At 51.4% G+C, this 26,273-nt stretch carries 21 protein-coding genes, 1 tRNA gene and 3 rRNA genes; 13 read left to right on the top strand and 12 right to left on the bottom strand.

The window, feature by feature from the left end:
• Positions 1-165 precede the first annotated feature (165 nt).
• Positions 166-2,043 (top strand): methyl-accepting chemotaxis protein, encoded by a 1,878-nt coding sequence (locus E8E00_RS00960; RefSeq protein WP_069589729.1) that lies wholly within the window; start codon positions 166-168, stop codon positions 2,041-2,043.
• A 54-nt stretch (positions 2,044-2,097) separates the two neighbouring features.
• Here the strand turns inward: E8E00_RS00960 and epmA are convergent, their stop codons facing one another.
• Entirely contained in the window at positions 2,098-3,075 is a 978-nt protein-coding gene (gene epmA, locus E8E00_RS00955) for an elongation factor P--(R)-beta-lysine ligase (protein ID WP_069589730.1), read from the bottom strand.
• Between the two features lie 310 nt (positions 3,076-3,385).
• On the opposite strand from epmA, the gene frdA reads away from it, so the two are divergent.
• The 4 genes from frdA to frdD are packed head-to-tail and all read left to right on the top strand — an operon-like array spanning position 3,386 to position 6,694.
• Positions 3,386-5,191 carry a fumarate reductase (quinol) flavoprotein subunit gene (frdA, locus tag E8E00_RS00950; protein WP_069589745.1) on the top strand — a complete coding sequence of 602 codons (1,806 nt, stop codon included), beginning with the start codon at positions 3,386-3,388 and terminating at the stop codon, positions 5,189-5,191.
• Entirely contained in the window at positions 5,188-5,943 is a 756-nt protein-coding gene (locus E8E00_RS00945; protein WP_069589731.1) for a succinate dehydrogenase/fumarate reductase iron-sulfur subunit, read from the top strand. The genes frdA and E8E00_RS00945 overlap by 4 nt, the downstream gene beginning before the upstream one ends.
• Positions 5,940-6,323, top strand: coding sequence for a fumarate reductase subunit FrdC (frdC, locus tag E8E00_RS00940; RefSeq protein ID WP_069589732.1), 384 nt, complete (start codon positions 5,940-5,942; stop codon positions 6,321-6,323). Before E8E00_RS00945 ends, frdC begins: the two co-directional genes overlap by 4 nt.
• 8 nt (positions 6,324-6,331) lie before the next feature.
• A complete protein-coding gene (frdD, locus tag E8E00_RS00935) occupies positions 6,332-6,694 on the top strand; it encodes a fumarate reductase subunit FrdD (protein ID WP_096630119.1) in 363 nt (120 codons plus the stop codon).
• 70 nt (positions 6,695-6,764) lie between these two features.
• Here the strand turns inward: frdD and efp are convergent, their stop codons facing one another.
• Positions 6,765-7,331: an elongation factor P gene (efp, locus tag E8E00_RS00930; RefSeq protein ID WP_069586864.1), complete on the bottom strand. Its 567-nt coding sequence runs from the start codon at positions 7,329-7,331 to the stop codon at positions 6,765-6,767.
• 33 nt (positions 7,332-7,364) lie between these two features.
• Between efp and epmB the strand changes: the two genes are divergently transcribed.
• Positions 7,365-8,387 (top strand): EF-P beta-lysylation protein EpmB, encoded by a 1,023-nt coding sequence (epmB, locus tag E8E00_RS00925; protein WP_096630122.1) that lies wholly within the window; start codon positions 7,365-7,367, stop codon positions 8,385-8,387.
• Positions 8,388-8,475: 88 nt separating this feature from the next.
• The gene (locus tag E8E00_RS00920; protein ID WP_077458296.1) at positions 8,476-8,964 is read left to right on the top strand and encodes a GNAT family N-acetyltransferase; all 489 of its coding nucleotides are present in this window, start codon (positions 8,476-8,478) and stop codon (positions 8,962-8,964) included.
• On the opposite strand, the gene E8E00_RS00915 is transcribed toward E8E00_RS00920, so the two are convergent.
• The 6 genes from E8E00_RS00915 to E8E00_RS00890 form a co-directional block, all read right to left on the bottom strand.
• Positions 8,961-9,602 (bottom strand): flavin reductase family protein, encoded by a 642-nt coding sequence (locus E8E00_RS00915; RefSeq protein WP_096630125.1) that lies wholly within the window; start codon positions 9,600-9,602, stop codon positions 8,961-8,963. The genes E8E00_RS00920 and E8E00_RS00915 overlap by 4 nt on opposite strands.
• A gap of 8 nt (positions 9,603-9,610) precedes the next feature.
• Entirely contained in the window at positions 9,611-9,991 is a 381-nt protein-coding gene (locus tag E8E00_RS00910; protein WP_096630127.1) for a thiol-disulfide oxidoreductase DCC family protein, read from the bottom strand.
• Positions 9,992-10,379: 388 nt separating this feature from the next.
• Positions 10,380-10,495 (bottom strand): 5S ribosomal RNA (rrf, locus tag E8E00_RS00905).
• A gap of 119 nt (positions 10,496-10,614) precedes the next feature.
• Positions 10,615-13,502, bottom strand: a 23S ribosomal RNA gene (locus E8E00_RS00900).
• Between the two features lie 392 nt (positions 13,503-13,894).
• Positions 13,895-13,970 (bottom strand) — tRNA-Glu (locus tag E8E00_RS00895).
• Between the two features lie 81 nt (positions 13,971-14,051).
• A 16S ribosomal RNA gene (locus E8E00_RS00890) occupies positions 14,052-15,606 on the bottom strand.
• Together the 16S, 23S and 5S rRNA genes with 1 tRNA gene alongside form the textbook arrangement of a ribosomal RNA operon.
• Positions 15,607-16,135: 529 nt before the next feature.
• On the opposite strand from E8E00_RS00890, the gene E8E00_RS00885 reads away from it, so the two are divergent.
• Positions 16,136-16,468 (top strand): SMR family transporter, encoded by a 333-nt coding sequence (locus E8E00_RS00885; protein WP_069586952.1) that lies wholly within the window; start codon positions 16,136-16,138, stop codon positions 16,466-16,468.
• 78 nt (positions 16,469-16,546) lie between these two features.
• Here E8E00_RS00885 and groL read toward each other — a convergent pair whose 3' ends face one another.
• Positions 16,547-18,193, bottom strand: a complete 1,647-nt coding sequence (gene groL, locus E8E00_RS00880; RefSeq protein ID WP_077456079.1) for a chaperonin GroEL — start codon at positions 18,191-18,193, stop codon at positions 16,547-16,549.
• 43 nt (positions 18,194-18,236) lie between these two features.
• Positions 18,237-18,527, bottom strand: a complete 291-nt coding sequence (locus E8E00_RS00875; RefSeq protein WP_069586954.1) for a co-chaperone GroES — start codon at positions 18,525-18,527, stop codon at positions 18,237-18,239.
• 219 nt (positions 18,528-18,746) lie between these two features.
• Here E8E00_RS00875 and E8E00_RS00870 point away from each other — a divergent pair, with 219 nt between their 5' ends.
• Entirely contained in the window at positions 18,747-20,096 is a 1,350-nt protein-coding gene (locus E8E00_RS00870; protein ID WP_096630132.1) for an MATE family efflux transporter, read from the top strand.
• On the opposite strand, the gene E8E00_RS00865 is transcribed toward E8E00_RS00870, so the two are convergent.
• Positions 20,066-20,554, bottom strand: a complete 489-nt coding sequence (locus tag E8E00_RS00865) for a MarR family transcriptional regulator (RefSeq protein ID WP_338013069.1) — start codon at positions 20,552-20,554, stop codon at positions 20,066-20,068. The genes E8E00_RS00870 and E8E00_RS00865 overlap by 31 nt on opposite strands.
• Before the next feature lie 232 nt (positions 20,555-20,786).
• Between E8E00_RS00865 and E8E00_RS00860 the strand changes: the two genes are divergently transcribed.
• Genes E8E00_RS00860 through E8E00_RS00845 form a run of 4 tightly spaced genes read left to right on the top strand, consistent with a single transcriptional unit; the run spans position 20,787 to position 25,576 of the window.
• Positions 20,787-21,926, top strand: coding sequence for a homogentisate 1,2-dioxygenase (locus E8E00_RS00860; protein WP_069586957.1), 1,140 nt, complete (start codon positions 20,787-20,789; stop codon positions 21,924-21,926).
• A 14-nt stretch (positions 21,927-21,940) separates the two neighbouring features.
• Positions 21,941-22,927, top strand: coding sequence for a fumarylacetoacetate hydrolase family protein (locus E8E00_RS00855; RefSeq protein WP_096630138.1), 987 nt, complete (start codon positions 21,941-21,943; stop codon positions 22,925-22,927).
• 60 nt (positions 22,928-22,987) lie between these two features.
• Positions 22,988-23,608 carry a maleylacetoacetate isomerase gene (gene maiA / locus E8E00_RS00850; RefSeq protein WP_077640728.1) on the top strand — a complete coding sequence of 207 codons (621 nt, stop codon included), beginning with the start codon at positions 22,988-22,990 and terminating at the stop codon, positions 23,606-23,608.
• A 9-nt stretch (positions 23,609-23,617) separates the two neighbouring features.
• Positions 23,618-25,576, top strand: a complete 1,959-nt coding sequence (locus E8E00_RS00845) for an acetoacetate--CoA ligase (protein WP_096630141.1) — start codon at positions 23,618-23,620, stop codon at positions 25,574-25,576.
• A 69-nt stretch (positions 25,577-25,645) separates the two neighbouring features.
• Here E8E00_RS00845 and E8E00_RS00840 read toward each other — a convergent pair whose 3' ends face one another.
• Positions 25,646-26,161: an FxsA family protein gene (locus E8E00_RS00840; protein ID WP_077456074.1), complete on the bottom strand. Its 516-nt coding sequence runs from the start codon at positions 26,159-26,161 to the stop codon at positions 25,646-25,648.
• Positions 26,162-26,273 lie beyond the last annotated feature (112 nt).

The raw sequence follows: 26,273 nt of genomic DNA, 5'->3' as shown, positions 1-26,273 counted from the left end.
TATCCTCGTAGGCTGCCTCCTCCATCCACTGGCAGTAAGATCACAAATCCCACACCTCCCTGCTTCTTTTCACTGCGCACTGACACAAATTGCATAACTGATCGGATTTTACTGCAAATGACACGTTTACAATCAATCTAATCTCTTAGATGTGGAAATGTGTCTATGCCCAAACCAACCATAAAACTGAAAATCATTGTGGCCATCGCCTTGATCGTGGCCTTGGTCAGTGCGGTGCTTGCCACCATTTCAGTCAGACAATTACAAAACGAGACCACCAGCAGCATCACTAAACAGATGCAAGACGTCGGCGATGCCACCGCACAGTTCATCGATAGCTGGCTAAGCACCCGTGCGGATATGTTGTTGGCCAATGAATCCTTGATTGCCAATCAACCCAATGTTGACCGTGAGTTGCTCGTCACCAAGCGCGCTGGGCACTTTTTGTCTGTCTATGCAGGGTTCAGTGATGGTCGTATCGCATATGGCGACAAAAGCGAAGATTGGCCTGCAGATTACGATCCTCGCACTCGCCCTTGGTATAAGAACGCCAATCAGAGCAGCGAGCTGATTATTACCGAGCCTTATCAAGACTTTGATGGCAGTCTGGTGGTCAGCTTAGCGAAATCCTTTAATGGCCGCTATCAAGGGGTGATTGCCGCTGACGTGACCGTCACCGACATTGTCGATCAGGTCCTAAACCTTAAGCTCAGTAATGGCTTTGCGTTTTTAGTCGATGGCAGCAATAGTATTGTGGCTTACCGTGATACCGAACTCAGTCGACAGCCACTCACCGAGCTCGATGCGGAACTGACGCCAGCGTTTATAGACAGTGCCAGTCGTCAGGGCAAGTTGGTGACCTTTGATTTAAAAGGTGAAGACAAGTTACTCGCAGCCATTGACGTGCCGAATACCGATTGGACCTTGGGGATTGTCGAAGATAAGAGCGACGCCTATGCCTCCGTATCGGAGCAAATCACCTTTGTGGTGGTCGCTTCCGTGATCCTCTTTATCGTGATCGCTTTTATTGCCGGTGCCTTAATCAAACAGCTCCTGAAGCCATTAAGCGAGTTAACCGGCGCCGTCCATGCCCTTTCCGCGGGTGAAGGCGATCTGACCCAACGCATTAATATTGTTCGTCAGGACGAAATTGGTGAACTGGCCGAATACATGAACGCCTTTCTCGCCCAACTTCAGCAAATGGTCGGTAAAGCGGTCAATCAGAGCATGACGCTGTCGCAAAGCGCAGAAGAGTGTCGCACGCATGCCCTGCAATCAAGCCAATTGGTCGATAAGCAGCAAAATGATGTTGACCAGATTGCCACGGCTATCCATGAGATGTCCGCCACCGCCAATGAAGTGGCCAGTCACGCTGAAGACACCGCTACCTCCGCCCAACAAGCCGAACAATCGTGCCAAGAAGGGTTAAGTGTGGTAAGCGATAACCGAAATGCGATCACCCAATTGGCCGATCAAGTGGAGCGGGCCACCAATGTCATTCGTGAATTGGATGAAAATGCTCAGAGCATCAACCAAATCATTGCGACCATTCAAGGTGTCGCAGAACAGACCAACTTGTTAGCATTGAACGCTGCCATCGAAGCAGCACGCGCGGGTGAGCAAGGGCGTGGATTTGCCGTTGTGGCCGATGAAGTGCGAGTGCTCAGCCAGCGCACCCATGACTCGACCGAAGAAATTCGCAACATGATTGAGACCTTGCAGCACACCACCCAACGTGCGGTGGATGACATGATGCAAAGTAATAATATGGCGACATCGAGTGTTGAGCGGGCAGAAGCGGCCAGCGAGCGACTCAATCAGATCACCACAGCAATCAGTACGATTTCTGAAATGGCGATCCAAATTGCCAGTGCCGCGGAAGAGCAACGTGCGGTGACTGACGATATCAACCGGAACACCCAAGCGGTGAAAGATCTCTCCTACGAGATCCACCAACAAGCTAGTGCAACCGGAGACCAAGGCGAAAGCATGGCGCAAGCAGCACGTGACATGCACCAAGACCTGTCAAAATTTAAAGTCTAGGTGAATGCCCTTTCCTTTCAAACGCCACCGCAAGGTGGCGTTTTTCTTATGGCGCTACGCGCGTGAGACAGGAAACGCGGTCACCGCATCAATGTGATCACAACCGAGCGCGAGCATCACAAGGCGATCGATCCCTAGCGCGACCCCTGCACAATCCGGCAGCCCCGCATCCAAGGCGGCGAGTAAGTGTTGATCGATAGGTTGTGGGCGCAAACCTCTTGCCACTCGCATCGCATTGTCCGCCTCAAAGCGGCGGCGCTGCTCCTGGGCATCTTGAAGCTCATAGAATCCATTAGCGAGTTCAATGCCTTGAAAATACACCTCAAAACGGTGTGCAACACGTGGATCCGCCTCACTGATTTTGGCTAACGCGGCTTGAGATGCCGGAAAGTCGTAAACAAAAGCCGGCGCCTGCTGACCAATATTCGGCTCAACCATCACCGAGAAAAGCAGTTGCAACAAGGTGTCTTTGTCGGTTTCATCCTCAGTGATATCAGCAAGTCCTTGGGTAGCAGCAAGGGCTCGCAGCTGGTCAATATCCGCGCGTAATGGACAAAGTCCAGTGCATGATTGAAAAGCCGCTTGATAGCTCATTCGCGTCGCACCTTGGCACCTGAGTACCGCTTGCAACAGCGCATCCATTTCATCCATCAACTGGTGATGGTCAAAATCCGGTCGATACCACTCGAGCATGGTAAATTCTGGATTGTGATAACGCCCCGCCTCTTCATTACGAAACGCCTTACTGATTTGATAAATGGCGCCGCTACCCGCCGCCAGTAATCGTTTCATATGAAATTCTGGGCTGGTCATCAAATACAAGGGTAACCCCTTGGCAAAGCCAGGGCCGACCAGCGAGGTGGAAAAACTGTGTAGGTGCACATCCGTCACCGCCGCTTGGCTCAACGCTGGGGTATCGACTTCCCATACTGCACGCTCAGCAAAAAATTGACGAATGCGGGCAATAATGGCCGATCTTTTTTTCAACTGTGTCATTGAGGCCGTTGGCTGCCATGAACAGGCTTGAGTCATGATATCAATCTCTCATTGCGCGAATGGCGTCAGTCTAGCGTCACGCTGGCGAATAACAACCAGTACGCCAAGATGAGGCACGGCGAAAACGTGGCACTGTGCGCATTCTGTTTGTAAGAGAACGCTGTTTTTTCATGGCTCGCCGACACTTAACGACCCACCTCACAGTTTTATGCAATTTAACTCCCATGCCCGCAAAATCGCTGCAATTCCCCAACTGAATCAATTTTTACTCGGTGAGGATTGCCTACCATGTCGGCAGAACAATAAACAAGCCAAGCACTGGCTTTCCCTACACTGGAGGATGAACGTGCAGACCATCACCACAGATATTGCAGTTATTGGCGCCGGCGGCGCTGGACTGCGCACCGCCATTGCGGCCGCTGAGGCGGATCCGTCTCTCAATATTGCCCTGGTGTCCAAGGTCTACCCGATGCGCTCACACACTGTGGCTGCAGAGGGTGGCTCGGCTGCCGTCATCAAGGATGAAGACAGCCTAGACAACCATTTTAATGACACCGTTAGCGGCGGTGACTGGCTGTGCGAGCAGGACGTTGTGGACTACTTCGTCAAGCACTGCCCAGAAGAGATGATCCAATTAGAGCAATGGGGTTGCCCTTGGAGCCGTAAAGACGATGGCAGCATCAATGTTCGCCGTTTTGGCGGCATGAAAGTCGAGCGTACATGGTTTGCCGCCGATAAAACTGGCTTCCATATGCTTCACACCTTGTTCCAAACCTCGATTAAATACCCACAAATTCAGCGGTTAGATGAATACTTCGTGGTCGACTTAATCGTGGATGATGGCCAAATCCAAGGCCTCATTGCCCTGCATATGGCAGAAGGTGAACTGGTCTGCATTAAAGCCAAATCAGTGGTGCTCGCCACCGGCGGTGCTGGCCGTGTATACAGCTGTAACACCAATGGCGGCATCGTCACCGGTGATGGTATGGCGATGGCTTATCGCCACGGTATTCCATTACGTGATATGGAGTTTGTGCAGTATCACCCCACAGGCTTGCCCGGCACTGGCATCTTGATGACCGAAGGCTGTCGCGGTGAAGGGGGCATTATTGTCAACAAAAATGGTTATCGCTATTTGCAAGATTATGGCCTTGGCCCAGAGACACCCGTGGGCGAGCCAAAAAACAAATATATGGAGTTGGGGCCGCGCGATAAAGTCTCACAAGCCTTTTGGCACGAGCAACAAAAAGGGAACACCATCAAGCATCCATTAGGTGATGTGGTGCACCTTGATTTGCGTCACTTAGGTGAAGACTTCTTACAAGAGCGGTTGCCGTTTATTTGTGAATTAGCCAAAGCGTACGTCAACGTCGATCCGGCCAAAGAACCAATCCCAATTCGTCCGACCGTCCACTACACCATGGGGGGCATAGAAACCAATGCCCAGACCGAAACCCGCGTAAAAGGACTCTTTGCGGTGGGCGAATGCTCCTCCGTCGGCCTGCACGGCGCCAATCGCTTAGGATCGAATTCACTGGCTGAGCTGGCCGTATTTGGTCGACTCGCCGGAGAAGGTGCCGCACAACGTACGCGTGAGTTTACGGGATGGAATCAAGCGGCGATCGATGCCCAGATCCAAGACGTTAAAGCACGCATTGATAAGCTCTTGAGCCATCAAGGCGAAGAAAACTGGGCAGATATTCGCAAAGAGCTGGGGGACACCATGGAAGCCGGCTGCGGTATTTATCGTCGCGAAGATCTAATGCAAGCCACGATTGATAAAATCGCCGAACTGAAAGCTCGCTATCAACAGATCAGCATCCAAGATCAAGGCAGTGTGTTTAACACCGACTTGTTGTATGCCATCGAAGTAGGTTATGGGCTCGAAGTGGCCGAAGCCATGGCGCATTCTGCCATTCAGCGACGCGAGTCTCGTGGCGCCCATCAACGCCTTGATGATGGCTGCACAACCCGTGATGATGACAACTACCTCAAGCACACCTTGGCATTTTACCAACCCGAAGGTGGTCCACGGATTGATTACAGTGACGTGAAGATCACCAAGTCTCAACCGAAAGACCGCTTGTATGGTGATGCTGCGGAGCAGGCTCAAGCGGCCAGTGAGGGGCAACAAGAGGAGCAAGCACAATGACGCAAGCTACCTATAGAGTTTCTATCCTTCGCTACGATCCCGCAAAAGATGATGCACCTTACGCGCAGGAGTTTGTCGTCCCCGGAGACGACACCTTCTCTGTGCTTGATGCGCTGGGCTATATCAAAGACAACCTCGACAAGTCATTGGCTTATCGCTGGTCATGTCGCATGGCCATTTGCGGCTCGTGCGGCATGATGGTCAATGGCGTGCCTAAACTCGCGTGTAAGGCTTTTTTACGCGATTACCCGAACGGCGTACTGATTGAGCCGCTAGCAAACTTTGCTATCGAAAAAGATTTGATTGTCGACATGACGCCATTTATTGAGCGCTTGGAAGCGATCAAACCTTATATTCTCGGCAACGACCGTCGTCCTGAAGATGGTCCTAACACACAAACCCCAGAGCAGATGGCGCGCTACAAGCAATTTGCCGCCTGCATTAACTGTGGTTTATGTTACGCCGCTTGCCCGCAGTTTGGCCTCAATCCAGACTTCCTCGGCCCAGCCGCACTGACCCTCGCCCATCGCTATAACCTCGATAGCCGAGATGGGGGACAACATGAGCGTATGCCACTGATAAACAGCGATAACGGAGCATGGGGATGTACCTTTGTGGGCTACTGCTCAAAAGTCTGCCCGAAAGGTGTCGATCCGGCGGGCGCGGTCAATCAAGGCAAGGTTGCCTCTACCCAAGATATGGTGATCGCCATGTTTAACCCCAATAAAGAAGGCAAGGAGATAACAGGATGAGTAACCGTAAACCTTATATGCGGCCCATGCCTCGTACTTGGTGGCTGCATCATCCGTTTTATCGCTTTTATATGGTGCGCGAGGCCACGGTACTGCCTTTGGTCTTTTTCACACTGAGCCTCACTGCGGGTTTGATTTGTCTCGTACAAGGCCCTCAAGCGTGGCAAGGCTGGCTGGATTATATGGCCCACCCTGTGGTGATCCTATTAAACGTGGTCGCCCTGGCGGCAAGCCTGTTTCATGCCACGACATTTTTTAGCATGATGCCGCAGGTCATGCCGATTCGTATCAAAGGAAAATTGCTCGACGGCAAGTGGGTGATTGGGGCGCAATGGGGAGCCGTTGCAGTAATTTCGTTGCTGGCCTTGGTGCTCATTTAGGAGGCGTTATGATTGATTTAAAACCTAAGCGCTCCGACGAGCCAGTATGGTGGAGCCTGTTTGGTGCAGGCGGTACATGGTTTGCCATGTTCACGCCGATTACTGTCTTGATTTTGGGTGTTTTAATTCCACTTGGGATCATCGACCCATCCGCCCTAAGTTACGAACGTGTGATGATGTTCGCGGAGCACTGGTTAGGTAAGTTGCTGATCTTGGCGACCCTTGCCTTACCGATGTGGCATGCCATGCATCGCATCCATCATGGCTTACATGATCTTAAGCTGCACGTGGGACTGGCCGGGAAAGTGGTTTGCTATGCCATCGCCTTTGCCGTCAGTGTCACTGCCGTGCTACTCGTCCTTGTCGTATAGCATCTAAGCATACAAAAAAGCCCTGAACCAATTCGGTCAGGGCTTTTTTATCGGGCATTCGAAATGCCAATTATTTTACGCGGCTTACATACTCACCCGAGCGTGTATCCACTTTGATGACTTCACCGATTTGAATAAACAAAGGCACACGAACAACGGCCCCTGTGATCAGTGTCGCGGGTTTACCGCCAGTACCTTGGGTATCCCCTTTTAGACCCGGATCGGTTTCAGTCACTTCAAGTTCGACGAAGTTAGGTGGGGTAACCACGATTGGGTCACCATTCCACAACGTGAGTGTACAGGTGTTGTTTTCAACTAACCATTTGACGTTATCACCCACTGCACTCTCGTTGGCAGCGATTTGCTCAAAGGTTTCGTTGTTCATGAAGTGATAGAACTCACCATCTGTGTAGAGGTAGTCCATTTCCACATCGATCACATCGGCAGCTTCAACGCTGTCACCTGATTTGAATGTTTTCTCTAGAACCTTACCGGAAATCAGCTTACGGATTTTAACCCGGTTGAAGGCTTGGCCTTTACCCGGCTTCACGAACTCATTTTCGGTAATGACACACGGCTCGTTATCGAGCATAATTTTCAATCCGCCGCGGAATTCATTGGTGCTGAAAGACGCCATCTTGATCCTCTTAACATCTTCGAGTTTTCACAAATGTCGCACATCATAACCCGAATCCAGCCTGCTGTTGAGCGAAACTGGACCAAAGAACTCGCAGAGGGGATCACAGATCCCAAGGAACTGCTGCAACTGCTTGAAATTTCACCATCCGACTGGGAGGCAGGATTTAGTGCTCGTCGCCTTTTTGCCCAACGTGTGCCACGCAGTTTTGTGGCTAGGATGGAAAAAGGAAACCCTGATGATCCACTGCTAAAACAAGTCCTCCCCATTGCCGACGAGTTTAATGACGTTGACGGGTTCAGCGCTGACCCACTGGAAGAACAAGACAATGCGATTCCTGGGTTGTTACACAAGTACCACAACCGTGTCTTACTGATCGTTAAAGGAGGCTGTGCAATCAATTGCCGTTATTGCTTCCGTCGCCATTTCCCTTATCAAGACAACAAAGGCAGTAAACGCGTATGGCAAGGGGCGCTGGACTATATCGCCGCCCATAAAGAGATTGATGAAGTGATTTTATCCGGTGGTGACCCGCTGATGGCCAAAGATGAGGAGCTCGATTGGCTCATCAGCGCCATAGAAGACATAACGCATGTTAAGCGGCTACGCATTCATTCACGGCTACCTGTGGTGATCCCCGCTCGTGTCACCTCTGCGTTTACCGAGCGCTTATCGCGTTCACGTTTACAAGTGGTACTCGTCACCCACATCAACCACGCCAATGAGATTAATGCAGAATTAAGCCACAAACTCCACATGCTGCGACAAGCAGGCATCACGCTGCTTAACCAAAGCGTGCTTCTCAAAGGCGTAAATGACAGTGCGGATGCGTTGGTGGCACTGAGCCAACGGCTGTTTGAGGCTGGCGTTTTGCCTTACTACCTGCATGTATTGGATAAAGTCCAAGGCGCCGCTCACTTTTTAGTCTCAGACGATAAAGCGCGCGCCTTAATGCAAGACATTATCGGCCAGCTTTCCGGCTATTTGGTCCCCCGACTGACCCGAGAAATTGGCGGGCGAGCGAGTAAAACCCCGCTTGATCTGCATTTAGAGTGAATAATCAGTGACTTAATTAATATAAGCTGTTGATTTATCTTTGCTTCCATGGCTTATTAGAGAGGAAAGTTCACCACAAGGATGTGTTATGTCTCTGATTATTCGTCAATACCACGCCGACGACATTCCGGCGATACGCGATATCTATGCGCAACCCAAGGCGCAAGCAGGCACCTTACAATTGCCGATGCCAAGCCTCGCCATGTGGGAAAAACGGCTTAATAACGTACCAGATGGCGTATACCCATTGGTTGCCGAGCTGGAAGGTAAAGTGGTCGGTAATCTCGGCTTCGTCATTGCCGCGAATCCTCGCCGTCGCCACGTTGCAGATATTGGCATGGGCGTTCATGATGCCTATCAAGGCCGCGGCATAGGCAGTGCGCTCATGGAAAAAGCGATCGATTTAGCCGAAAACTGGCTGAACGTATCACGGATAGAGCTAACCGTTTACACGGATAATGCGGCTGCGATCCACCTCTATCAAAAATTTGGCTTTGAAATTGAAGGCACCGCCAAACAGTTTGCGTTTCGCAATGGCGAGTTTGTCGATGCCCACTACATGGCGCGTACCCGCTAATCAAGCCACTCAGGGAAACAATCCGGTTTGGCGTAGCTAAGCCGACCAATGCGTGCGGTACGGTGGTAGCTATCTAAACCGCTAACCGCAACGCTGCCTGCTTGTTCAATATCTACGTAGCCATCATCTTTGACACACGATTCGGGCACATGAACTTCACTGATTTCTCCAATCAGTAAATGTGTACCATTAATTGCCAGCGTATGCTCTTCTCTCAACACTAATCCTAAGCGCACCGCAGCTTCTTGCACGTAAGGGGCATTGAAGCGATCTCGCCATAATGGCGTCAGACCCACTTGATCAAACTCTGAGACGTCGTGAGGATAGCGTGCAGATGTCTGATGCGCGGCAGTGAGCATCGCCTCACTCACATGGTTGAGCGTATACACACCTAACTGACGAATGTTTTCAAGAGAATCCCGCACCACGGTATCAGGTCGGATAATCACTCCCATCAACGCCGGATTCGCGCCTAGGTGAAAAGCAGAGCTAACCATACACAAGTTCGTTTGTCGTTCAGCGTCGCTGGTCCCTAATAAGTTTGCAGACTTAAAGCCTGACAAGCTATTGATAAAGGCTGCGCGATAACGTTTTTCCATGCTCATGATGTCATCATGGCCGAACACACTCAAAGACATAACCTTCCTTATTTCAGTTGGCACTGTTGGCAACGTGCCTGCCCGGTTAATAATGCGGAGATCCGATACCGATGGCGGGCAAAAAACAAATAAGCTTGGTCCGCAAACCAAGCGATCACGGGCCAGCGTAACCAACTCACCCAATACCCCTTGCCTACCGCGTGCCATGCAGCATAGGTTGCGTCTAAACCATACACCATCTGTCCGTGACTATCTTTGGCGTGCAAAATGCGATTAGCGGCTTTGGGATCCACATCGGGGAAACGGGCTGCAAAATCGGAATGATGAATATCTTCCAGTATGAGCTGTTGGTTTTTATCCCAACGTGACAGCTTGCGCATTTCCTTGACGCATAACGGGCACAAACTGTCATAAAATAGCGTCACCATAAACGTCCCTCCTAACCTCGTCTTAATACGCATAACGACATCGGTACGATCAGGTGTTTACGCCTATCCAGCAATGGATAAAACCCACGTCAGCCAGCGATCCAAGTCTTATACGGCCTATTAATATGGAAAAGTGTCGGTTGGTGTCTGTGTGATGAGCATTTTGCAGCAAGGCGTACAGGGCTGATGCCCCCTCAAGATACAAAAAAGCCCCGACCATCAGGTCAGGGCTTGGTATTTTCTCATCAAAGTCTTACATATATCTGCTTTGATGCTTAAATTGTGTCTGTGTGACGGGAGTTTTGAAGCGAGACGCGCAGTGTACGGTCAGTACATGAGCATCGCAGCTATCAAAAATCGCAAGCAACAGTCACAATTTATAATCAAAGCCTGGCGATGTCCTACTCTCACATGGGGAGACCCCACACTACCATCGGCGCTGCTTCGTTTCACTACTGAGTTCGGCATGGAGTCAGGTGGGTCCAAAGCGCTATGGTCGCCAAGCAAAATTCTGTTTTGTCTTCACTTTTTTAAAGTGAAAACCATCAACCTAGAAAGCTGTTCGTTCTCGTCACAATCAACTGGCTTATTTCAAGTCCAACCCAAAACCTCTTGGGTGTTGTATGGTTAAGCCTCACGGGCAATTAGTACAGGTTAGCTCAACGCCTCACAACGCTTACACACCCTGCCTATCAACGTCGTCGTCTACGACAACCCTTTAGAGAGCTCGAAGCTCTAGGGATGACTCATCTCGGGGCCAGCTTCGCGCTTAGATGCTTTCAGCGCTTATCTGTGCCGAACTTAGCTACCGGGCAATGCGTCTGGCGACACAACCCGAACACCAGCGGTTCGTCCACTCCGGTCCTCTCGTACTAGGAGCAGCTCCCCTCAATCATCCAACGCCCACGGCAGATAGGGACCGAACTGTCTCACGACGTTCTAAACCCAGCTCGCGTACCACTTTAAATGGCGAACAGCCATACCCTTGGGACCGACTTCAGCCCCAGGATGTGATGAGCCGACATCGAGGTGCCAAACACCGCCGTCGATATGAACTCTTGGGCGGTATCAGCCTGTTATCCCCGGAGTACCTTTTATCCGTTGAGCGATGGCCCTTCCATTCAGAACCACCGGATCACTATGACCTACTTTCGTACCTGCTCGAGCCGTCACTCTCGCAGTTAAGCGGGCTTATGCCATTGCACTAACCTCACGATGTCCGACCGTGATTAGCCCACCTTCGTGCTCCTCCGTTACTCTTTGGGAGGAGACCGCCCCAGTCAAACTACCCACCAGGCACTGTCCTCACCCCGGATAACGGGGCTAAGTTAGAACATCAAACATACAAGGGTGGTATTTCAAGGATGGCTCCACAGCAACTGGCGTCGCCGCTTCAAAGCCTCCCACCTATCCTACACATGTAGGCTCAATGTTCAGTGCCAAGCTGTAGTAAAGGTTCACGGGGTCTTTCCGTCTAGCCGCGGGTACACAGCATCTTCACTGCGATTTCAATTTCACTGAGTCTCGGGTGGAGACAGCGTGGCCATCATTACGCCATTCGTGCAGGTCGGAACTTACCCGACAAGGAATTTCGCTACCTTAGGACCGTTATAGTTACGGCCGCCGTTTACCGGGGCTTCGATCAATGGCTTCTCTTGCGATAACCACATCAATTAACCTTCCGGCACCGGGCAGGCGTCACACCGTATACGTCATCTTTCGATTTTGCACAGTGCTGTGTTTTTAATAAACAGTTGCAGCCACCTGGTATCTGCGACTGCCCATAGCTCCATCCGCAAGGGACTTCACCGCGGGCAGCGTACCTTCTCCCGAAGTTACGGTACCATTTTGCCTAGTTCCTTCACCCGAGTTCTCTCAAGCGCCTTGGTATTCTCTACCCGACCACCTGTGTCGGTTTGGAGTACGGTTGCTACTTACCTGAAGCTTAGAGGCTTTTCCCGGAAGCATGGCATCAATGACTTCACCACCTTGGTGGCTCGACATCGTGTCTCGGCCTTGATTTCCCGGATTTGCCTAAGAAATCAGCCTACGCACTTGAACCTGGACTACCATCGCCAGGCCCACCTAGCCTTCTCCGTCCCCCCATCGCAGTAAGCAGCAGTACGGGAATATTAACCCGTTTCCCATCGACTACGCCTTTCGGCCTCGCCTTAGGGGCCGACTTACCCTGCCCCGATTAACGTTGGACAGGAACCCTTGGTCTTCCGGCGAGGAGGTTTTTCACCCCCTTTATCGTTACTCATGTCAGCATTCGCACTTGTGATACCTCCAGCATGCCTCTCAGCACACCTTCAACAGCTTACACAACGCTCCCCTACCCAATACCCATAAGGACATTGCCGCAGCTTCGGTGTATCGCTTAGCCCCGTTACATCTTCCGCGCAGGCCGACTCGACCAGTGAGCTATTACGCTTTCTTTAAATGATGGCTGCTTCTAAGCCAACATCCTGGCTGTCTGAGCCTTCCCACATCGTTTCCCACTTAGCGATAACTTTGGGACCTTAGCTGGCGGTCTGGGTTGTTTCCCTCTCCACGACGGACGTTAGCACCCGCCGTGTGTCTCCCGGATAGTACTTACTGGTATTCGGAGTTTGCAAAGGGTTGGTAAGTCGGGATGACCCCCTAGCCTTAACAGTGCTCTACCCCCAGTAGTATTCGTCCGAGGCGCTACCTAAATAGCTTTCGGGGAGAACCAGCTATCTCCGAGTTTGATTGGCCTTTCACCCCTAGCCACAGGTCATCTCCTAACTTTTCAACGTTAGTGAGTTCGGTCCTCCAGTTGATGTTACTCAACCTTCAACCTGCCCATGGCTAGATCACTCGGTTTCGGGTCTAATGCTAGCAACTACACGCCCAGTTAAGACTCGGTTTCCCTACGGCTCCCCTATGCGGTTAACCTTGCTACTAACATTAAGTCGCTGACCCATTATACAAAAGGTACGCGGTCACCCCACAAAGGAGGCTCCCACTGCTTGTACGTAGACGGTTTCAGGTTCTATTTCACTCCCCTCACAGGGGTTCTTTTCGCCTTTCCCTCACGGTACTGGTTCACTATCGGTCAGTCAGGAGTATTTAGCCTTGGAGGATGGTCCCCCCATGTTCAGACAAGATATCACGTGTCCCGTCCTACTCGTTTTCACGACTAAAGCGTTGTCGGTTACGGGGCTATCACCCTTTATTGCCAGGTTTTCCAACCTGTTCACCTAACGCCTAAGCCGCTTAAGGGCTGCTCCGGGTTCGCTCGCCGCTACTGCCGGAATCTCAATTGATTTCTTTTCCTTCGGGTACTTAGATGTTTCAGTTCCCCGAGTTCGCCTCTTAGCGCTATGTATTCACGCTAAGATACCTGCTTATGCAGGTGGGTTTCCCCATTCGGAAATCCCAGACTCAAATGGCTTTTACTGCCTTATCTGGGCTTATCGCAAGTTAATACGTCCTTCATCGCCTCTGACTGCCAAGGCATCCACCGTCTACGCTTAGTCACTTAACCATACAACCCCAAGAGGTCTTTTTGCTCGATCTTTCTCTTTTATACGGCCTCTTGCTCACCGTTTGCTCGGTCACGTAACTCGTTACGCTCCCAGCGACAAACGCCTCGCGCGAGATTGTCTAAAAAAGAAATCTGCGTCGCAAAACCACTGAGTGTTGAATCATCAACTAATTAAGGTTTTGTTTTTGCCGGACTCAAAATAGAGACTTTGCTTATCACTAAGACAAAGCCCAAGCACACTTGATTGTGTGAGTGACATTTCTGTCACTGATTGAGAACTTTACTGTCATTCTTTAAAGAATGACTTGTCAGCTTTCCAGATTGTTAAAGAGCATGTCGTTTATTGCTAAATAAACCACTTTGTAATCACACTCGAAAGTATGTTTATAAAGTGGCGTCCCATAGGGGAGTCGAACCCCTGTTACCGCCGTGAAAGGGCGGTGTCCTAGGCCTCTAGACGAATGGGACGCATCGATATGTTTGGGAACATATCCTCTTTAATACTTCAACCTATACAATCTGTGTGAACACTCGCAAGAATAGCGTCAGTAAGGAGGTGATCCAGCCCCAGGTTCCCCTAGGGCTACCTTGTTACGACTTCACCCCAGTCATGAACCACACCGTGGTAAACGCCCTCCCGAAGGTTAAGCTATCTACTTCTGGTGCAGCCCACTCCCATGGTGTGACGGGCGGTGTGTACAAGGCCCGGGAACGTATTCACCGCAGCATTCTGATCTGCGATTACTAGCGATTCCGACTTCATGGAGTCGAGTTGCAGACTCCAATCCGGACTACGACAAACTTTAAGGGATTCGCTTAACATCGCTGTCTCGCTGCCCTCTGTATCTGCCATTGTAGCACGTGTGTAGCCCTACTCGTAAGGGCCATGATGACTTGACGTCGTCCCCACCTTCCTCCGGTTTATCACCGGCAGTCTCCCTGGAGTTCCCACCATTACGTGCTGGCAAACAAGGATAAGGGTTGCGCTCGTTGCGGGACTTAACCCAACATTTCACAACACGAGCTGACGACAGCCATGCAGCACCTGTCTCAGCGCTCCCGAAGGCACTCCTCTATCTCTAAAGGATTCGCTGGATGTCAAGAGTAGGTAAGGTTCTTCGCGTTGCATCGAATTAAACCACATGCTCCACCGCTTGTGCGGGCCCCCGTCAATTCATTTGAGTTTTAACCTTGCGGCCGTACTCCCCAGGCGGTCTACTTAATGCGTTAGCTCCGAAAGCCAAAGTCTTAAACCTCAGCCTCCAAGTAGACATCGTTTACGGCGTGGACTACCAGGGTATCTAATCCTGTTTGCTACCCACGCTTTCGCATCTGAGCGTCAGTCTTTGTCCAGGGGGCCGCCTTCGCCACTGGTATTCCTTCAGATCTCTACGCATTTCACCGCTACACCTGAAATTCTACCCCCCTCTACAAGACTCTAGCCTGCCAGTTTCAAATGCGGTTCCGAGGTTGAGCCCCGGGCTTTCACATCTGACTTAACAAACCGCCTGCATGCGCTTTACGCCCAGTAATTCCGATTAACGCTCGCACCCTCCGTATTACCGCGGCTGCTGGCACGGAGTTAGCCGGTGCTTCTTCTGCAGCTAACGTCAAGCAATGCACGTATTAAGTACACTACCTTCCTCACTGCTGAAAGTGCTTTACAACCCGAAGGCCTTCTTCACACACGCGGCATGGCTGCATCAGGGTCTCCCCCATTGTGCAATATTCCCCACTGCTGCCTCCCGTAGGAGTCTGGGCCGTGTCTCAGTCCCAGTGTGGCTGATCATCCTCTCAAACCAGCTAAGGATCGTCGCCTTGGTAAGCCATTACCTTACCAACTAGCTAATCCTAACTGGGCCCATCCCGACGCGATAGCTTACATGTAGAGGCCACCTTTGGTCCGTAGACATTATGCGGTATTAGCCGTCGTTTCCAACGGTTATCCCCCTCGTCAGGGCAGGTTCCCAGCCGTTACTCACCCGTCCGCCGCTCGACGTCCAGTAAATCCACCGAAGCTTCAATACTGCCGTTTCCGCTCGACTTGCATGTGTTAGGCCTGCCGCCAGCGTTAAATCTGAGCCATGATCAAACTCTTCAATTAAAGTTTTTTTTCGAAACCGAAGTTTCAGCTCAATGAATACTGATTACTGTTTATCTCCGAAGAGAAAAACGAATTGACTGTGCTCCTGTTGGTATCCACTTTTAAAAAAGTGAAATCAAAACAGCTCAAGGCTGCACCAACATGAATTGGTCACTCAGTTCATCGAATAAATCTTTTTGTCTATTCTCAACGAGTGCCCACACAGATTGCATAGGTCAAATTGTTAAAGAGCGTGTCGATTTAGTGGTCGGCATTTCGTGACTTGCGTCTCATTGCCCCGTCGACAGGAAGCGCAGTATAGAGATTTCAGTTTTTCCCGCAACCCCTTTTTGCAAAAAACTTTTCGTTAGCGCAAAAAGTAAACAAAAACGGTCGTTTTGTTTAATAAACCGGCAAAAACCGTCCCACTTTCGCTTACCAAGCTTCCTATTATAGTACCCACCCTCTGCTCTTTCCATAAAATGTGGCATACATCATACATTCGGGCTGGTAGCATAGTCGCTCTGTTTCTCACTAGGGAGTCATCGATATGAAGCATTGGCTTTTTCTGGGGTTTGCCATCGTGGCAGAGGTGATTGCAACCGCATCACTCAAAAACAGTGACGGCTTTTCTAAGCTCGTCCCTTCTGTATTAGTGGTGGTGGGATACAGTTTTTCCTTCTATTTGCTTGCGCTAACACTCCGAGCGATCCCTGTGGGCATTGCTTATGCCATCTGGGCTGGCGCCGGTGTGACTTTGATAGCGCTCATTGGTTGGCTGGTCTTCGGTCAGAAGCTTGATACGCCTGCGGTGATTGGAATGGCACTGATTGTCGCCGGTGTGGCCGTGATGAATTTATTTTCATCTGCGTCTCCGCACTAGTTATCACGCCCACTGACGGTCGAGCTAAAACAAAAAACCCAGCCGAAGCTGGGTTTTTCTTTTTCAGGGGAAGGGCAATTACATCATACCGCCCATACCGCCCATGCCACCCATACCAGCAGCGCCCATATCAGCACCGCCATCTTTTTGTGGCAAGTCAGTAACCATTGCTTCGGTGGTGATCATTAGACCAGCAACAGAGGCAGCAAATTGCAGTGCACTACGAGTCACTTTGGTTGGGTCAAGAATACCCATTTCGATCATGTCACCGTATTCACCGGTTGCGGCGTTGTAACCATAGTTACCGTCACCTGCTTTCACATTGTTCGCAACCACTGAATCTTCGTCACCCGCGTTAGTCGCGATTTGACGAATAGGCGCTTCCATGGCACGCAGTGCCACACGGATACCGACGTTTTGCTCTTCGTTATCGCCTTTCAGCTCGCCAACTTTGCTAGCGGCACGGATAAGCGCAACGCCACCACCGGCAACCACGCCTTCTTCCACTGCCGCACGCGTCGCGTGCAGAGCATCTTCAACGCGGTCTTTCTTCTCTTTCATCTCAACTTCAGTCGCCGCACCGACTTTGATTACTGCAACACCGCCAGCCAGTTTGGCGACGCGCTCTTGCAGTTTTTCTTTGTCGTAGTCTGAGCTCGCTTCTTCGATTTGTTGACGAATTTGAGCAACACGCGCTTCGATAGAGGCTTCTTCACCAACACCATCGATAATAGTGGTGTTGTCTTTAGTGACAGTGACACGCTTAGCTTGGCCTAGATCTTCCAGCGTCACTTTCTCCAGTTCCATGCCAATCTCTTCTGAGATCACGGTACCAGCAGTCAGTGTCGCGATGTCTTGTAGCATCGCTTTACGACGATCACCAAAGCCAGGCGCTTTCACCGCAGCAACTTTTACGATGCCGCGCATGTTGTTGACAACCAATGTCGCCAGCGCTTCACCTTCAACATCTTCTGCGATGATTAACAGTGGACGAGAGGCTTTAGAAACCGCTTCTAGCGTTGGTAGCAGCTCACGGATGTTAGACACTTTTTTGTCGATCAGCAGGATAAATGGGTTATCCAGCTCAACGTTGCCAGCTTCTTGGTTGTTGATGAAGTAAGGAGACAGGTAACCACGGTCGAACTGCATGCCTTCAACAACGCTCAGCTCGTCTTGCAGAGATTGACCTTCTTCAACAGTGATAACACCGTCGCGACCCACTTTATCCATGGCTTCAGCAATGATCTTACCCACAGTCTCATCTGAGTTGGCAGAGATAGTACCCACCTGAGCGATCGCGTTGCTGGTTGAGCAAGGTGAAGACAGTTTTTTCAGCTCTTCAACCGCAGCAACCACCGCTTTGTCGATACCACGCTTCAGATCCATTGGGTTCATACCCGCTGCAACCGCTTTCAAGCCTTCATTGACGATAGATTGCGCCAATACAGTGGCAGTGGTCGTACCGTCACCTGCCGCATCATTTGCTTGTGAAGCGACTTCTTTTACCATTTGTGCGCCCATGTTCTGGAACTTGTCTTCCAGCTCGATTTCACGGGCAACAGACACGCCGTCTTTGGTGATGGTTGGCGCACCGAATGATTTGTCTAGAACAACGTTACGACCTTTAGGGCCTAGTGTGACTTTCACGGCATCCGCCAGAACATTCACACCTTCGAGCATTTTCGCGCGCGCGTCGTCACTAAATTTAACGTCTTTAGCAGCCATGATTCTATTCCTTTCTTACGTTCTTGATTGGAGGTGAAATGAATTACTCAACGATTGCCATAATGTCGCTTTCTGACAGGATCAGGACTTCTTTACCGTCGATTTTTTCACTCTTGGTACCGAAGCCTTCAGAGAAGATAACAGTGTCACCCACTTTAACGTCCAATGGCTGCACGTTGCCGTTTTCAAGAATACGGCCATTGCCTACCGCCAGTACTTTACCGCGAGTAGACTTTTCTGCAGCAGAACCAGTTAACACGATGCCGCCTGCTGATTTAGACTCAGCTTCTTGGCGCTCAACGATAACGCGATCATGTAGTGGACGAATGTTCATCGGTCGTCTCCTGAATTAGTAATGATGTTCCGTTTGATGAAGTAAGTATGCACACAGGCCGTTCATGCGTCCGGTTCCTGATGTAACTCCCTATGTGGGGACGCCCTTTTTCTTTCCCAAGGGTTTTACAGCAATTTTTTTGATTTTTTTTACCCAGCAACTTCCTCACCTAGGTGCGATCCGCTAGGGTAAGCCGTCCCAACCCAGTGATCAGAGATTATGAACGACAAACACGGGCTGCTGTCCGCCCCGATCAACCTCACATTGCGTAAGATGACCGTGCCCATGGTATTTGGGCTATTTGCGATCATCATGTTCAATGTGGTGGATACCTTCTTTATTTCACTGCTTGGCACGGAAGCATTAGCCGCGGTGAGCTTCACGTTTCCCATCACCTTTGCGGTTAACTCCATCACACTAGGATTAGGGGTCGGCATTGCTGCCTTGGTGGCAAGATTGCTTGGTCAGGGCGATCATCAAGATGCCGCGCGGGTCTCGAGTCATGGTTTGATCTTGGCGGTCTTCATGGTGATGGCCGTCGGCTGGTTGGGGGCGGCCACCATCGACCCAGTGTTCTCCGCGTTGGGGGCAAGCGACAACTTATTGCCGTTAATCCACGATTATATGCAGGTGTGGTACCTCACCATTCCATTACTCGTCGTGCCGATGGCAGGGAATGCGGCTATCCGTGCCACGGGTGACACGAAAACGCCGGCGAAAATCATGATGATCTCTGGCGTCATTAATGGCGTGCTCGACCCCTTACTGATTTTTGGCTTGGGCCCATTTCCCGAACTGGGAGTGCAAGGGGCGGCCATCGCCAGTGCCGTCAGCTGGGCCGGCGCATTAATAGCCGCACTAAGTATACTTATTCGCCGTGAACGGCTGCTGATGGCGCCGCAATGGACCAAGCTAGCGACTGACGTGCGTCAGATCCTCAAAATTGGCATGCCGGCTGGAATGACCAATGCCTTAAACCCAGCCGCAGGCGCCATTTTAATGATGATGCTCGCCTCACAGGGAACAGAAAGCGTTGCCGCCTATGGCGCCGCTCAGCGTATTGAAGCCATTTTATTAATTGTGATGATGGCGATGACGTCATCGCTCACGCCCTTAATGTCGCAAAACTTTGGTGCGCAATACCATCAACGGGCCTTTCAAGCGCTGTTTAGCGCGATGCGCTTTGCCATCTTGTTTCAGTTTGCCTTGTACTTGTCGCTGTGGCCTTTTATCGATCTGATTGCGGATGTATTCAGTGACGATGTGCGGGTTCAACAAGAAATTGCCCACTATTTAATGGTGGTCCCGGCCAGTTACGGCTTACAAGGCACCTTGATGTTATTGGTCGGTGGCCTGAATGCCATGAAGCGTTCGCTGCATTCGTTCGCCTGCAACCTAGTGCGTTTGTTTATCTTCTTAGTGCCCTGTGCATGGCTGGGCGGCATGGTCAACGGCACCCATGGCCTGTTTGCGGGAATCGCCATTGCCAATCTACTGGCCGGTATTATGGCGTACCTATATGCCGTGGTGCTGCGCCGTCAGACACTCGCGGCGTCACTGTCCGTCTGAGCCAGCTCATGAACGCGGTGCTGCAACGCATCTAACGCCTGATAAAGCGCTTGATACTGCGCTGCACTGAGTCCCTCGAGCATGGCTTTTTCCCACTCCAGTACCTTGGGAACAATGGTCTGATAATGGGTGCGGCCTTTGTCGGTCAAATGGACTAACGCGGCGCGCTGATCACCTTGGCACGCGCGTCGCTCTACCAACTGATGCCGCTCTAAACGAGTAAGCAAGCGCGACACTTTTACTTTATCCAACCGCGTTTCTGCGGCTAAATCTTTCGCCATCACGCCATCACGTGCGCCCAAAGAGGCCAGCACGCGCCATTCTGGACGCGACAATCCAAACTCTGCTTCATAACGTGCCGCAAGACTGTCGGCAACTAACTCCGCCGTGTGGACCAACTTATAAGGCAAAAAGCTATCGAGCGCTAAATGAGGAAGGGTCATATCAGTTAGTTTCAAATGAAATCATATAACCTACTTTACGAGAGGCTTCGATAAGATGCAAAGGTAGTGCTTTGTTTACACTTATGATTTTTAGGCGGCAAAAATACTGAACACACAAGGTAAAATATTTGTTAACAGCACGTTGCTTTTTCTCGTCTCTGATCGCTAGTATAAACGGATAGATTGTTTCTTTTGAAACTATTTGGCCGTCCCGGTGAGCACGGCCGCCCAGCACAAGGAGCGAGTTATGCGAAAGTGGTTTTCATTCCCCATTCGTGAAGGGGATGCCTCACGTCAAGCCCACTGCGACTTTCCCGAGGGAACCTATGAGCGCGAGTGTGGCAAGGAAGGCTTTTTTGGCCCGGCCAGTCATATGTATCACCGCCATCCCCCGACGGGCTGGAGCGAGTGGGAAGGCCCATTGCGACCGCATGCTTTTGACACCAACCGAGTTGAAACTCAAGGCACGTCGCCAATGGATGCGCCTGTGCTGTTATCCAATGCCAACGTTCAGGTTCGCTTATGGCGCACCGATACCGCCATGTCTTATCTAGTGCGCAACAGCGATGGCGACGATTGCTTATTTGTCCACCAAGGCGAAGGCTCGCTGTATTGCGATTATGGCCACTTGCGCTACACCAAAGGCGATTATTTGATCATCCCTCGCGCCACCAGCTGGCGACTGGTGCCGGATGAGGCCACCACCTTGTTGATGATTGAAGCGACACATGGCTCCTACATGAGCGCCGAACGAGGCATCGTCGGCGAACATGCAGTGTTTGACCCTGCGGTGTTAGAACATGCACGCATTGACGATAGCTTTAAAGCCCAGCAATCCGATAACGAAAGCTGGCAGGTGATGATCAAATCGCGCCAACAGCTTAACCGCGTCACTTATCCTTATAACCCACTCGATGCTGTGGGCTGGAAGGGCAACCTCACTGTATTCCGACTCAACTGGCGAGATATCCGCCCGTTGATGAGCCATCGTTATCACTTACCGCCATCCGCACACACCACCTTTGTCGCGCAAGGTTTTGTGATTTGCACCTTTGTCCCCCGCCCAATCGAGTCGGATCCTGGCGCACTGAAGGTGCCTTTCTACCACAACAACGATGACTATGATGAGGTGCTTTTCTATCACCAAGGTGACTTTTTCAGCCGCGATAACATTGATGCCGGCATGGTGACCCTACACCCTTGTGGCTTCCCACATGGCCCTCACCCAAAAGCGTTCGCCGCGGGCAAAAAACATCAGAAAAAAGAGACCGATGAAGTGGCGGTGATGATCGATACCCGCATGCCTCTTGATATGGGCGACGCGGCGAAAGCCACCGAACTGACCGATTATGTTTACTCTTGGCGCACGCCAAGTGACGCAGAATAGCGAAGGAGAAAGCAATGAAACTGGCTTCACTCAAACACGGACGTGATGGCAAATTGATTTTGGTCTCTCGTGACCTTACTCGCGCCGTCCACGCCGACGATATTGCACCCACACTACAAGCGGCACTCGATAATTGGGCGACACTGGCGCCCAAACTGACTCAGCGCTACGACGCGCTCAATGACAACCAAGTCAGTGAGTCCTTTGCCTTTGACCCAAGCGTCTGCGACTCACCACTGCCCCGCGCCTATCAGTGGGCGGATGGTAGCGCCTACGTTAACCACGTTGAACTGGTGCGCAAAGCGCGCGGCGCACAAATGCCTGAGAGTTTTTGGACTGATCCATTGATGTACCAAGGCATGTCTGATGGCTTTCTCGGTCCACGTGACGAGATTGAATTGGTGGATGATGCGTGGGGCTGTGACTTTGAAGCCGAGCTTGCCATCGTCACCGATGATGTGCCCATGCACCTTAGTGCTGACAAAGCGGGCCAACACATTAAACTGCTGATGCTGGTCAACGACGTTTCCCTGCGCAACCTGATCCCCGGCGAGCTTGCCAAAGGGTTCGGCTTTTTCCAATCTAAGCCCGCCTCTGCATTTTCACCGGTGGCGGTTACCCCAGATGAGCTGGGCGATCACTGGCGCGACCATAAAGTCCACTTACCGATGCATGTCACCCTCAACGGCGAATGGTTCGGGTCACCCGACGCCGGTGTCGATATGACCTTTGATTTTGCCGAGTTGGTCGCGCATGTGGCGAAAAGCCGCCATGTCAGCGCTGGGACCATTATTGGCTCCGGCACCGTCTCCAATACCGATCGCAGTAAAGGCTCTTGCTGCTTAGCCGAAAAGCGCATGCTGGAAATTATCGACCAAGGCGAGGCAAAAACCCCGTTTATGACCTTTGGCGATAGCGTCACCATCGATATGCGCGACAGCCAAGATGCGTCTATTTTCGGCGCCATTGAGCAAACCGTGACCCGTTACATCGCAGAATAACCTTGATGCGCGCCTAGTACCTCTAGGCGCGCGTGACGTTGATGCCGTCTAGGAGCTTGTATGCTGCTTTATGATTACAGTAAGTCGACCGCGGCCTACCGCGTCCGCATCGCCCTTGGCCTTAAAGGCCTCTCCTACCAACGAGAAACCGTGTCTTTGCTGGATAAACACCAGCACAGCGACGCCTATCGCTCGCTCAATCCCGCCGGTTTAGTGCCTACCTTGGTCGATGGCGATGTCACCTTGAGCCAATCACTGGCCATTATTGAATACCTCGATGAGCGCTATCCGCAGGTAAAACTGCTCCCCAGTGATCCAGTGCAAAAAGCCCAGTGCCGATCTCTGGCGCTCGATATTGCCTGTGATGTGCATCCACTCAATAACTTACGGGTTCTGCAATACTTAACCGGCCCCTTTGGCCACAGTGATGATGACAAAATCACTTGGTATCACCATTGGCTAAAACAAGGGTTCGATGGCTTGGAAGCCAAACTACAGGGATTAGACAGCCCCTTTATCGGCGGAGAAGCGCCTAATTTGGCCGATATTTGTTTGGTACCGCAGCTTTTTAATGCACGCCGATTTGCGTTTGATTTAACGGCCTACCCAACTTTGACGCGCATTGAGGCACAGTGCCAAACGCTGGATGCATTTATACAGGCACACCCTGATAAGAGCTAAGGAGAGAACATGAAAGACGGATTGTTGTGGGCGCCGGATAAGGAACGTCAAACCCACACGTTACTCGCCGCGTTTATCCGTGCCGTGAATCAGACTCACGATACCCAGTTGAGTGGTTATGACGATCTCTATGCATGGTCAGTACGTCAAAGCGGCGATTTTTGGCAACAGTTATGGCAATTTGCTGGCGTGATCGGCGACCCGGGCGAGAGAGTGTGCGATATCGACCCCGAGCATCCCAATCGAGATAGCCACTGGTTTCCCACCGCACGTCTGAACTATGCCGAAAACCTACTCAAGCACGCAGAGCAATATGCCGACCAACCGGCGATGATTTTTAGCGGTGAGCATGAGGTAGCACGAACTCTCACTTGGCGTGAGCTCGTCGATCAGGTCGCGGCCATCCGTCACTACCTAGATATGCAAGGTATTCAGCCGGGCGATGTGGTTGCTGGCTATTTACCTAATCTGCCTGAAACCGTGATTGCAATGCTTGCCACCGCGGCACTGGGCGCGATTTGGACCTCAACCTCACCGGACTTTGGCGTCGACAGTGTGTTAGACCGTTTTGGCCAAACCGAACCCAAAGTGCTGTTTACCTCCGATCATTACCACTACAACGGCAAAACCTATGACTGCCTGAATAAAGCACAGCAGGTGGTGGATAACGTACCGGCCATTGAACGCCTAGTGGTGATCCCTTTTGATGGTGATCGACCTTCTTTACCTGCTGGCGTGGATAACTGGCAAGACTTATTAGCCAAGGACGCGCCGCCGCTTCGCTTTACCCGCGTGGCGTTCAATGCCCCACTCTTTGTGCTGTACTCTTCCGGCACCACGGGTAAGCCCAAGTGCATTATTCATTCGGTGGGGGGAATATTGCTCAATCATTTGAAAGAGCATCAGCTCCATTCGGATGTGCGCCCCGGCGATCGCTTTTTCTACTTCACCACCTGCGGCTGGATGATGTGGAATTGGCAGGTCAGTGCCTTGGCAAGCGGCGCGACCTTGGTGCTTTATGATGGCTCACCGTTTTATCCCGATGCGGGCGTACTATGGCGACTGGCCGAGCAGCAACAGCTCACCCTTTTTGGTACGGCGGCGAAATACTTAGAAGCATTGGAAAAACAAGGGGTGGCACCGAAAGATGATTACTCGCTGGCGTCGCTACGCGTCCTGTGTTCGACCGGCTCGGTACTTGCGCCCGAGCAGTTTGATTATGTCTATCAAAAGATAAAGTCTGACCTGCAGTTAAGCTCGATTGCGGGTGGCACCGACATTTGTGGCTGCTTTGTTCTTGGCAGCCCGCTGTCACCGGTTTATCGCGGCGAAAGCCAAAAGCGCGGCTTGGCGCTCGATGTACAAGTGTTTAACGCCCAAGGCCAAGCGGTCGAGGAGCAGAAAGGGGAGCTGGTGTGCTGTAATAGCTTCCCCAACCAGCCGGTTGGCTTTTGGCACGATACCGATGGCAGTCGCTATCACAATGCCTATTGGAACAAGATTGATGATATCTGGCTTCATGGTGACTATGTCCGCCTGACCGCACAAGGTGGCATGGTGTTTTATGGTCGGTCTGATGCGGTATTGAACCCAGGCGGAGTACGAATTGGCACGGCAGAAATCTATCGCCATGTGAATCAGCTTAACGAAATCATGGATTCAGTGGTCATCGGCCAGCAATGGCAAAATGATGTCCGCGTGGTGCTATTCGTCAAACTCGCCGCCGGCGTGACACTGGATGAGTCGCTCAAGCAAGCCATCAAAAAAACCATCCGTACACAGTGCACGCCGCGTCACGTTCCCGCCGTGATTGCCGAGGTGAGCGATATTCCGCGCACCAAGTCAGGGAAACTGGCTGAGCTGGCGGTGCGCGATGTGGTCCATGGCCAAGACGTGGCACAGTTAAGCGCACTGGATAACCCAGCATCACTCGACCAATACCGTCAGCGCCCCGAGCTCACCGAGTAAGCTGACGCCATGATCGAAAAAGGCCGCATCTTCATGCGGCCTTTTGGCTGGGCTTAATCCCGAAACGGCTTAGCGCAGGCGATGGTCATCATCGTCATCTTTGCGCTCATATTCCCCCTCAAAGGTATTGCCATCCTCACCACGGCCTCCGCGACGGAAAGGATCCTCACCAAAAGGACCTTGCGCATTGCCCCCTTGATGGAAGCTACCTTGGCTAAAGCCTGCTTGAGACACAGTGACGCGCTTCATCACTTGTTTGGCGAGCGCGGCTCGCGGCCCAGGTAAAAGCACCAACATCCCCATCGCATCGGTCATAAAACCTGGCGTTAACAGCAGCACGCCAGCGACAGCCAACATCACGCCTTCAAGGATTTGCTGAGCGGGTAATTCCCCTCGGTTGAGCCTGTCTTGCACCGAAGCCAAGGTCATAATGCCTTGGCTTCGCACCAAAGACGCACCGACAAACGCGGTAATCAAAACCAGTGCCAGTGTGGGCCACAGCCCCAGCCAGCCACCAACCTGAATAAACAGGCCAATTTCGATCACTGGCACCAAAATAAATAGCAGTAATAAAACTGGAAACACGGTTCACCTCGCACTGGAAATTCACTTTTCATCCTAACATCAAAATCACGCAAAAGCCGAATCGGGAAAGTGGATTTACTGCTTGAATCTCGCGGCAAGAAAGCGCATTTTG

The sequence above is a fragment of the Salinivibrio sp. YCSC6 genome (assembly GCF_004916735.1).
GTDB lineage: Bacteria > Pseudomonadota > Gammaproteobacteria > Enterobacterales > Vibrionaceae > Salinivibrio > Salinivibrio proteolyticus.
The sequence above is the reverse complement of the archived record's forward strand: the minus strand, read 5'-3'. Positions and strand labels throughout refer to the sequence as shown.

Bases quoted from the DNA above. Each gene is read 5' to 3' on its own strand.
- E8E00_RS00960 (WP_069589729.1), top strand. From the start codon at position 166: ATGCCCAAACCAACCATAAAACTGAAAATCATTGTGGCCATCGCCTTG.
- epmA (WP_069589730.1), bottom strand. From the start codon at position 3,075: ATGACTCAAGCCTGTTCATGGCAGCCAACGGCCTCAATGACACAGTTG.
- E8E00_RS00945 (WP_069589731.1), top strand. From the start codon at position 5,188: ATGACGCAAGCTACCTATAGAGTTTCTATCCTTCGCTACGATCCCGCA.
- frdC (WP_069589732.1), top strand. From the start codon at position 5,940: ATGAGTAACCGTAAACCTTATATGCGGCCCATGCCTCGTACTTGGTGG.
- frdD (WP_096630119.1), top strand. From the start codon at position 6,332: ATGATTGATTTAAAACCTAAGCGCTCCGACGAGCCAGTATGGTGGAGC.
- efp (WP_069586864.1), bottom strand. From the start codon at position 7,331: ATGGCGTCTTTCAGCACCAATGAATTCCGCGGCGGATTGAAAATTATG.
- epmB (WP_096630122.1), top strand. From the start codon at position 7,365: ATGTCGCACATCATAACCCGAATCCAGCCTGCTGTTGAGCGAAACTGG.
- E8E00_RS00920 (WP_077458296.1), top strand. From the start codon at position 8,476: ATGTCTCTGATTATTCGTCAATACCACGCCGACGACATTCCGGCGATA.
- E8E00_RS00915 (WP_096630125.1), bottom strand. From the start codon at position 9,602: ATGTCTTTGAGTGTGTTCGGCCATGATGACATCATGAGCATGGAAAAA.
- E8E00_RS00910 (WP_096630127.1), bottom strand. From the start codon at position 9,991: ATGGTGACGCTATTTTATGACAGTTTGTGCCCGTTATGCGTCAAGGAA.
- E8E00_RS00885 (WP_069586952.1), top strand. From the start codon at position 16,136: ATGAAGCATTGGCTTTTTCTGGGGTTTGCCATCGTGGCAGAGGTGATT.
- groL (WP_077456079.1), bottom strand. From the start codon at position 18,193: ATGGCTGCTAAAGACGTTAAATTTAGTGACGACGCGCGCGCGAAAATG.
- E8E00_RS00875 (WP_069586954.1), bottom strand. From the start codon at position 18,527: ATGAACATTCGTCCACTACATGATCGCGTTATCGTTGAGCGCCAAGAA.
- E8E00_RS00870 (WP_096630132.1), top strand. From the start codon at position 18,747: ATGAACGACAAACACGGGCTGCTGTCCGCCCCGATCAACCTCACATTG.
- E8E00_RS00860 (WP_069586957.1), top strand. From the start codon at position 20,787: ATGCGAAAGTGGTTTTCATTCCCCATTCGTGAAGGGGATGCCTCACGT.
- E8E00_RS00855 (WP_096630138.1), top strand. From the start codon at position 21,941: ATGAAACTGGCTTCACTCAAACACGGACGTGATGGCAAATTGATTTTG.
- maiA (WP_077640728.1), top strand. From the start codon at position 22,988: ATGCTGCTTTATGATTACAGTAAGTCGACCGCGGCCTACCGCGTCCGC.
- E8E00_RS00845 (WP_096630141.1), top strand. From the start codon at position 23,618: ATGAAAGACGGATTGTTGTGGGCGCCGGATAAGGAACGTCAAACCCAC.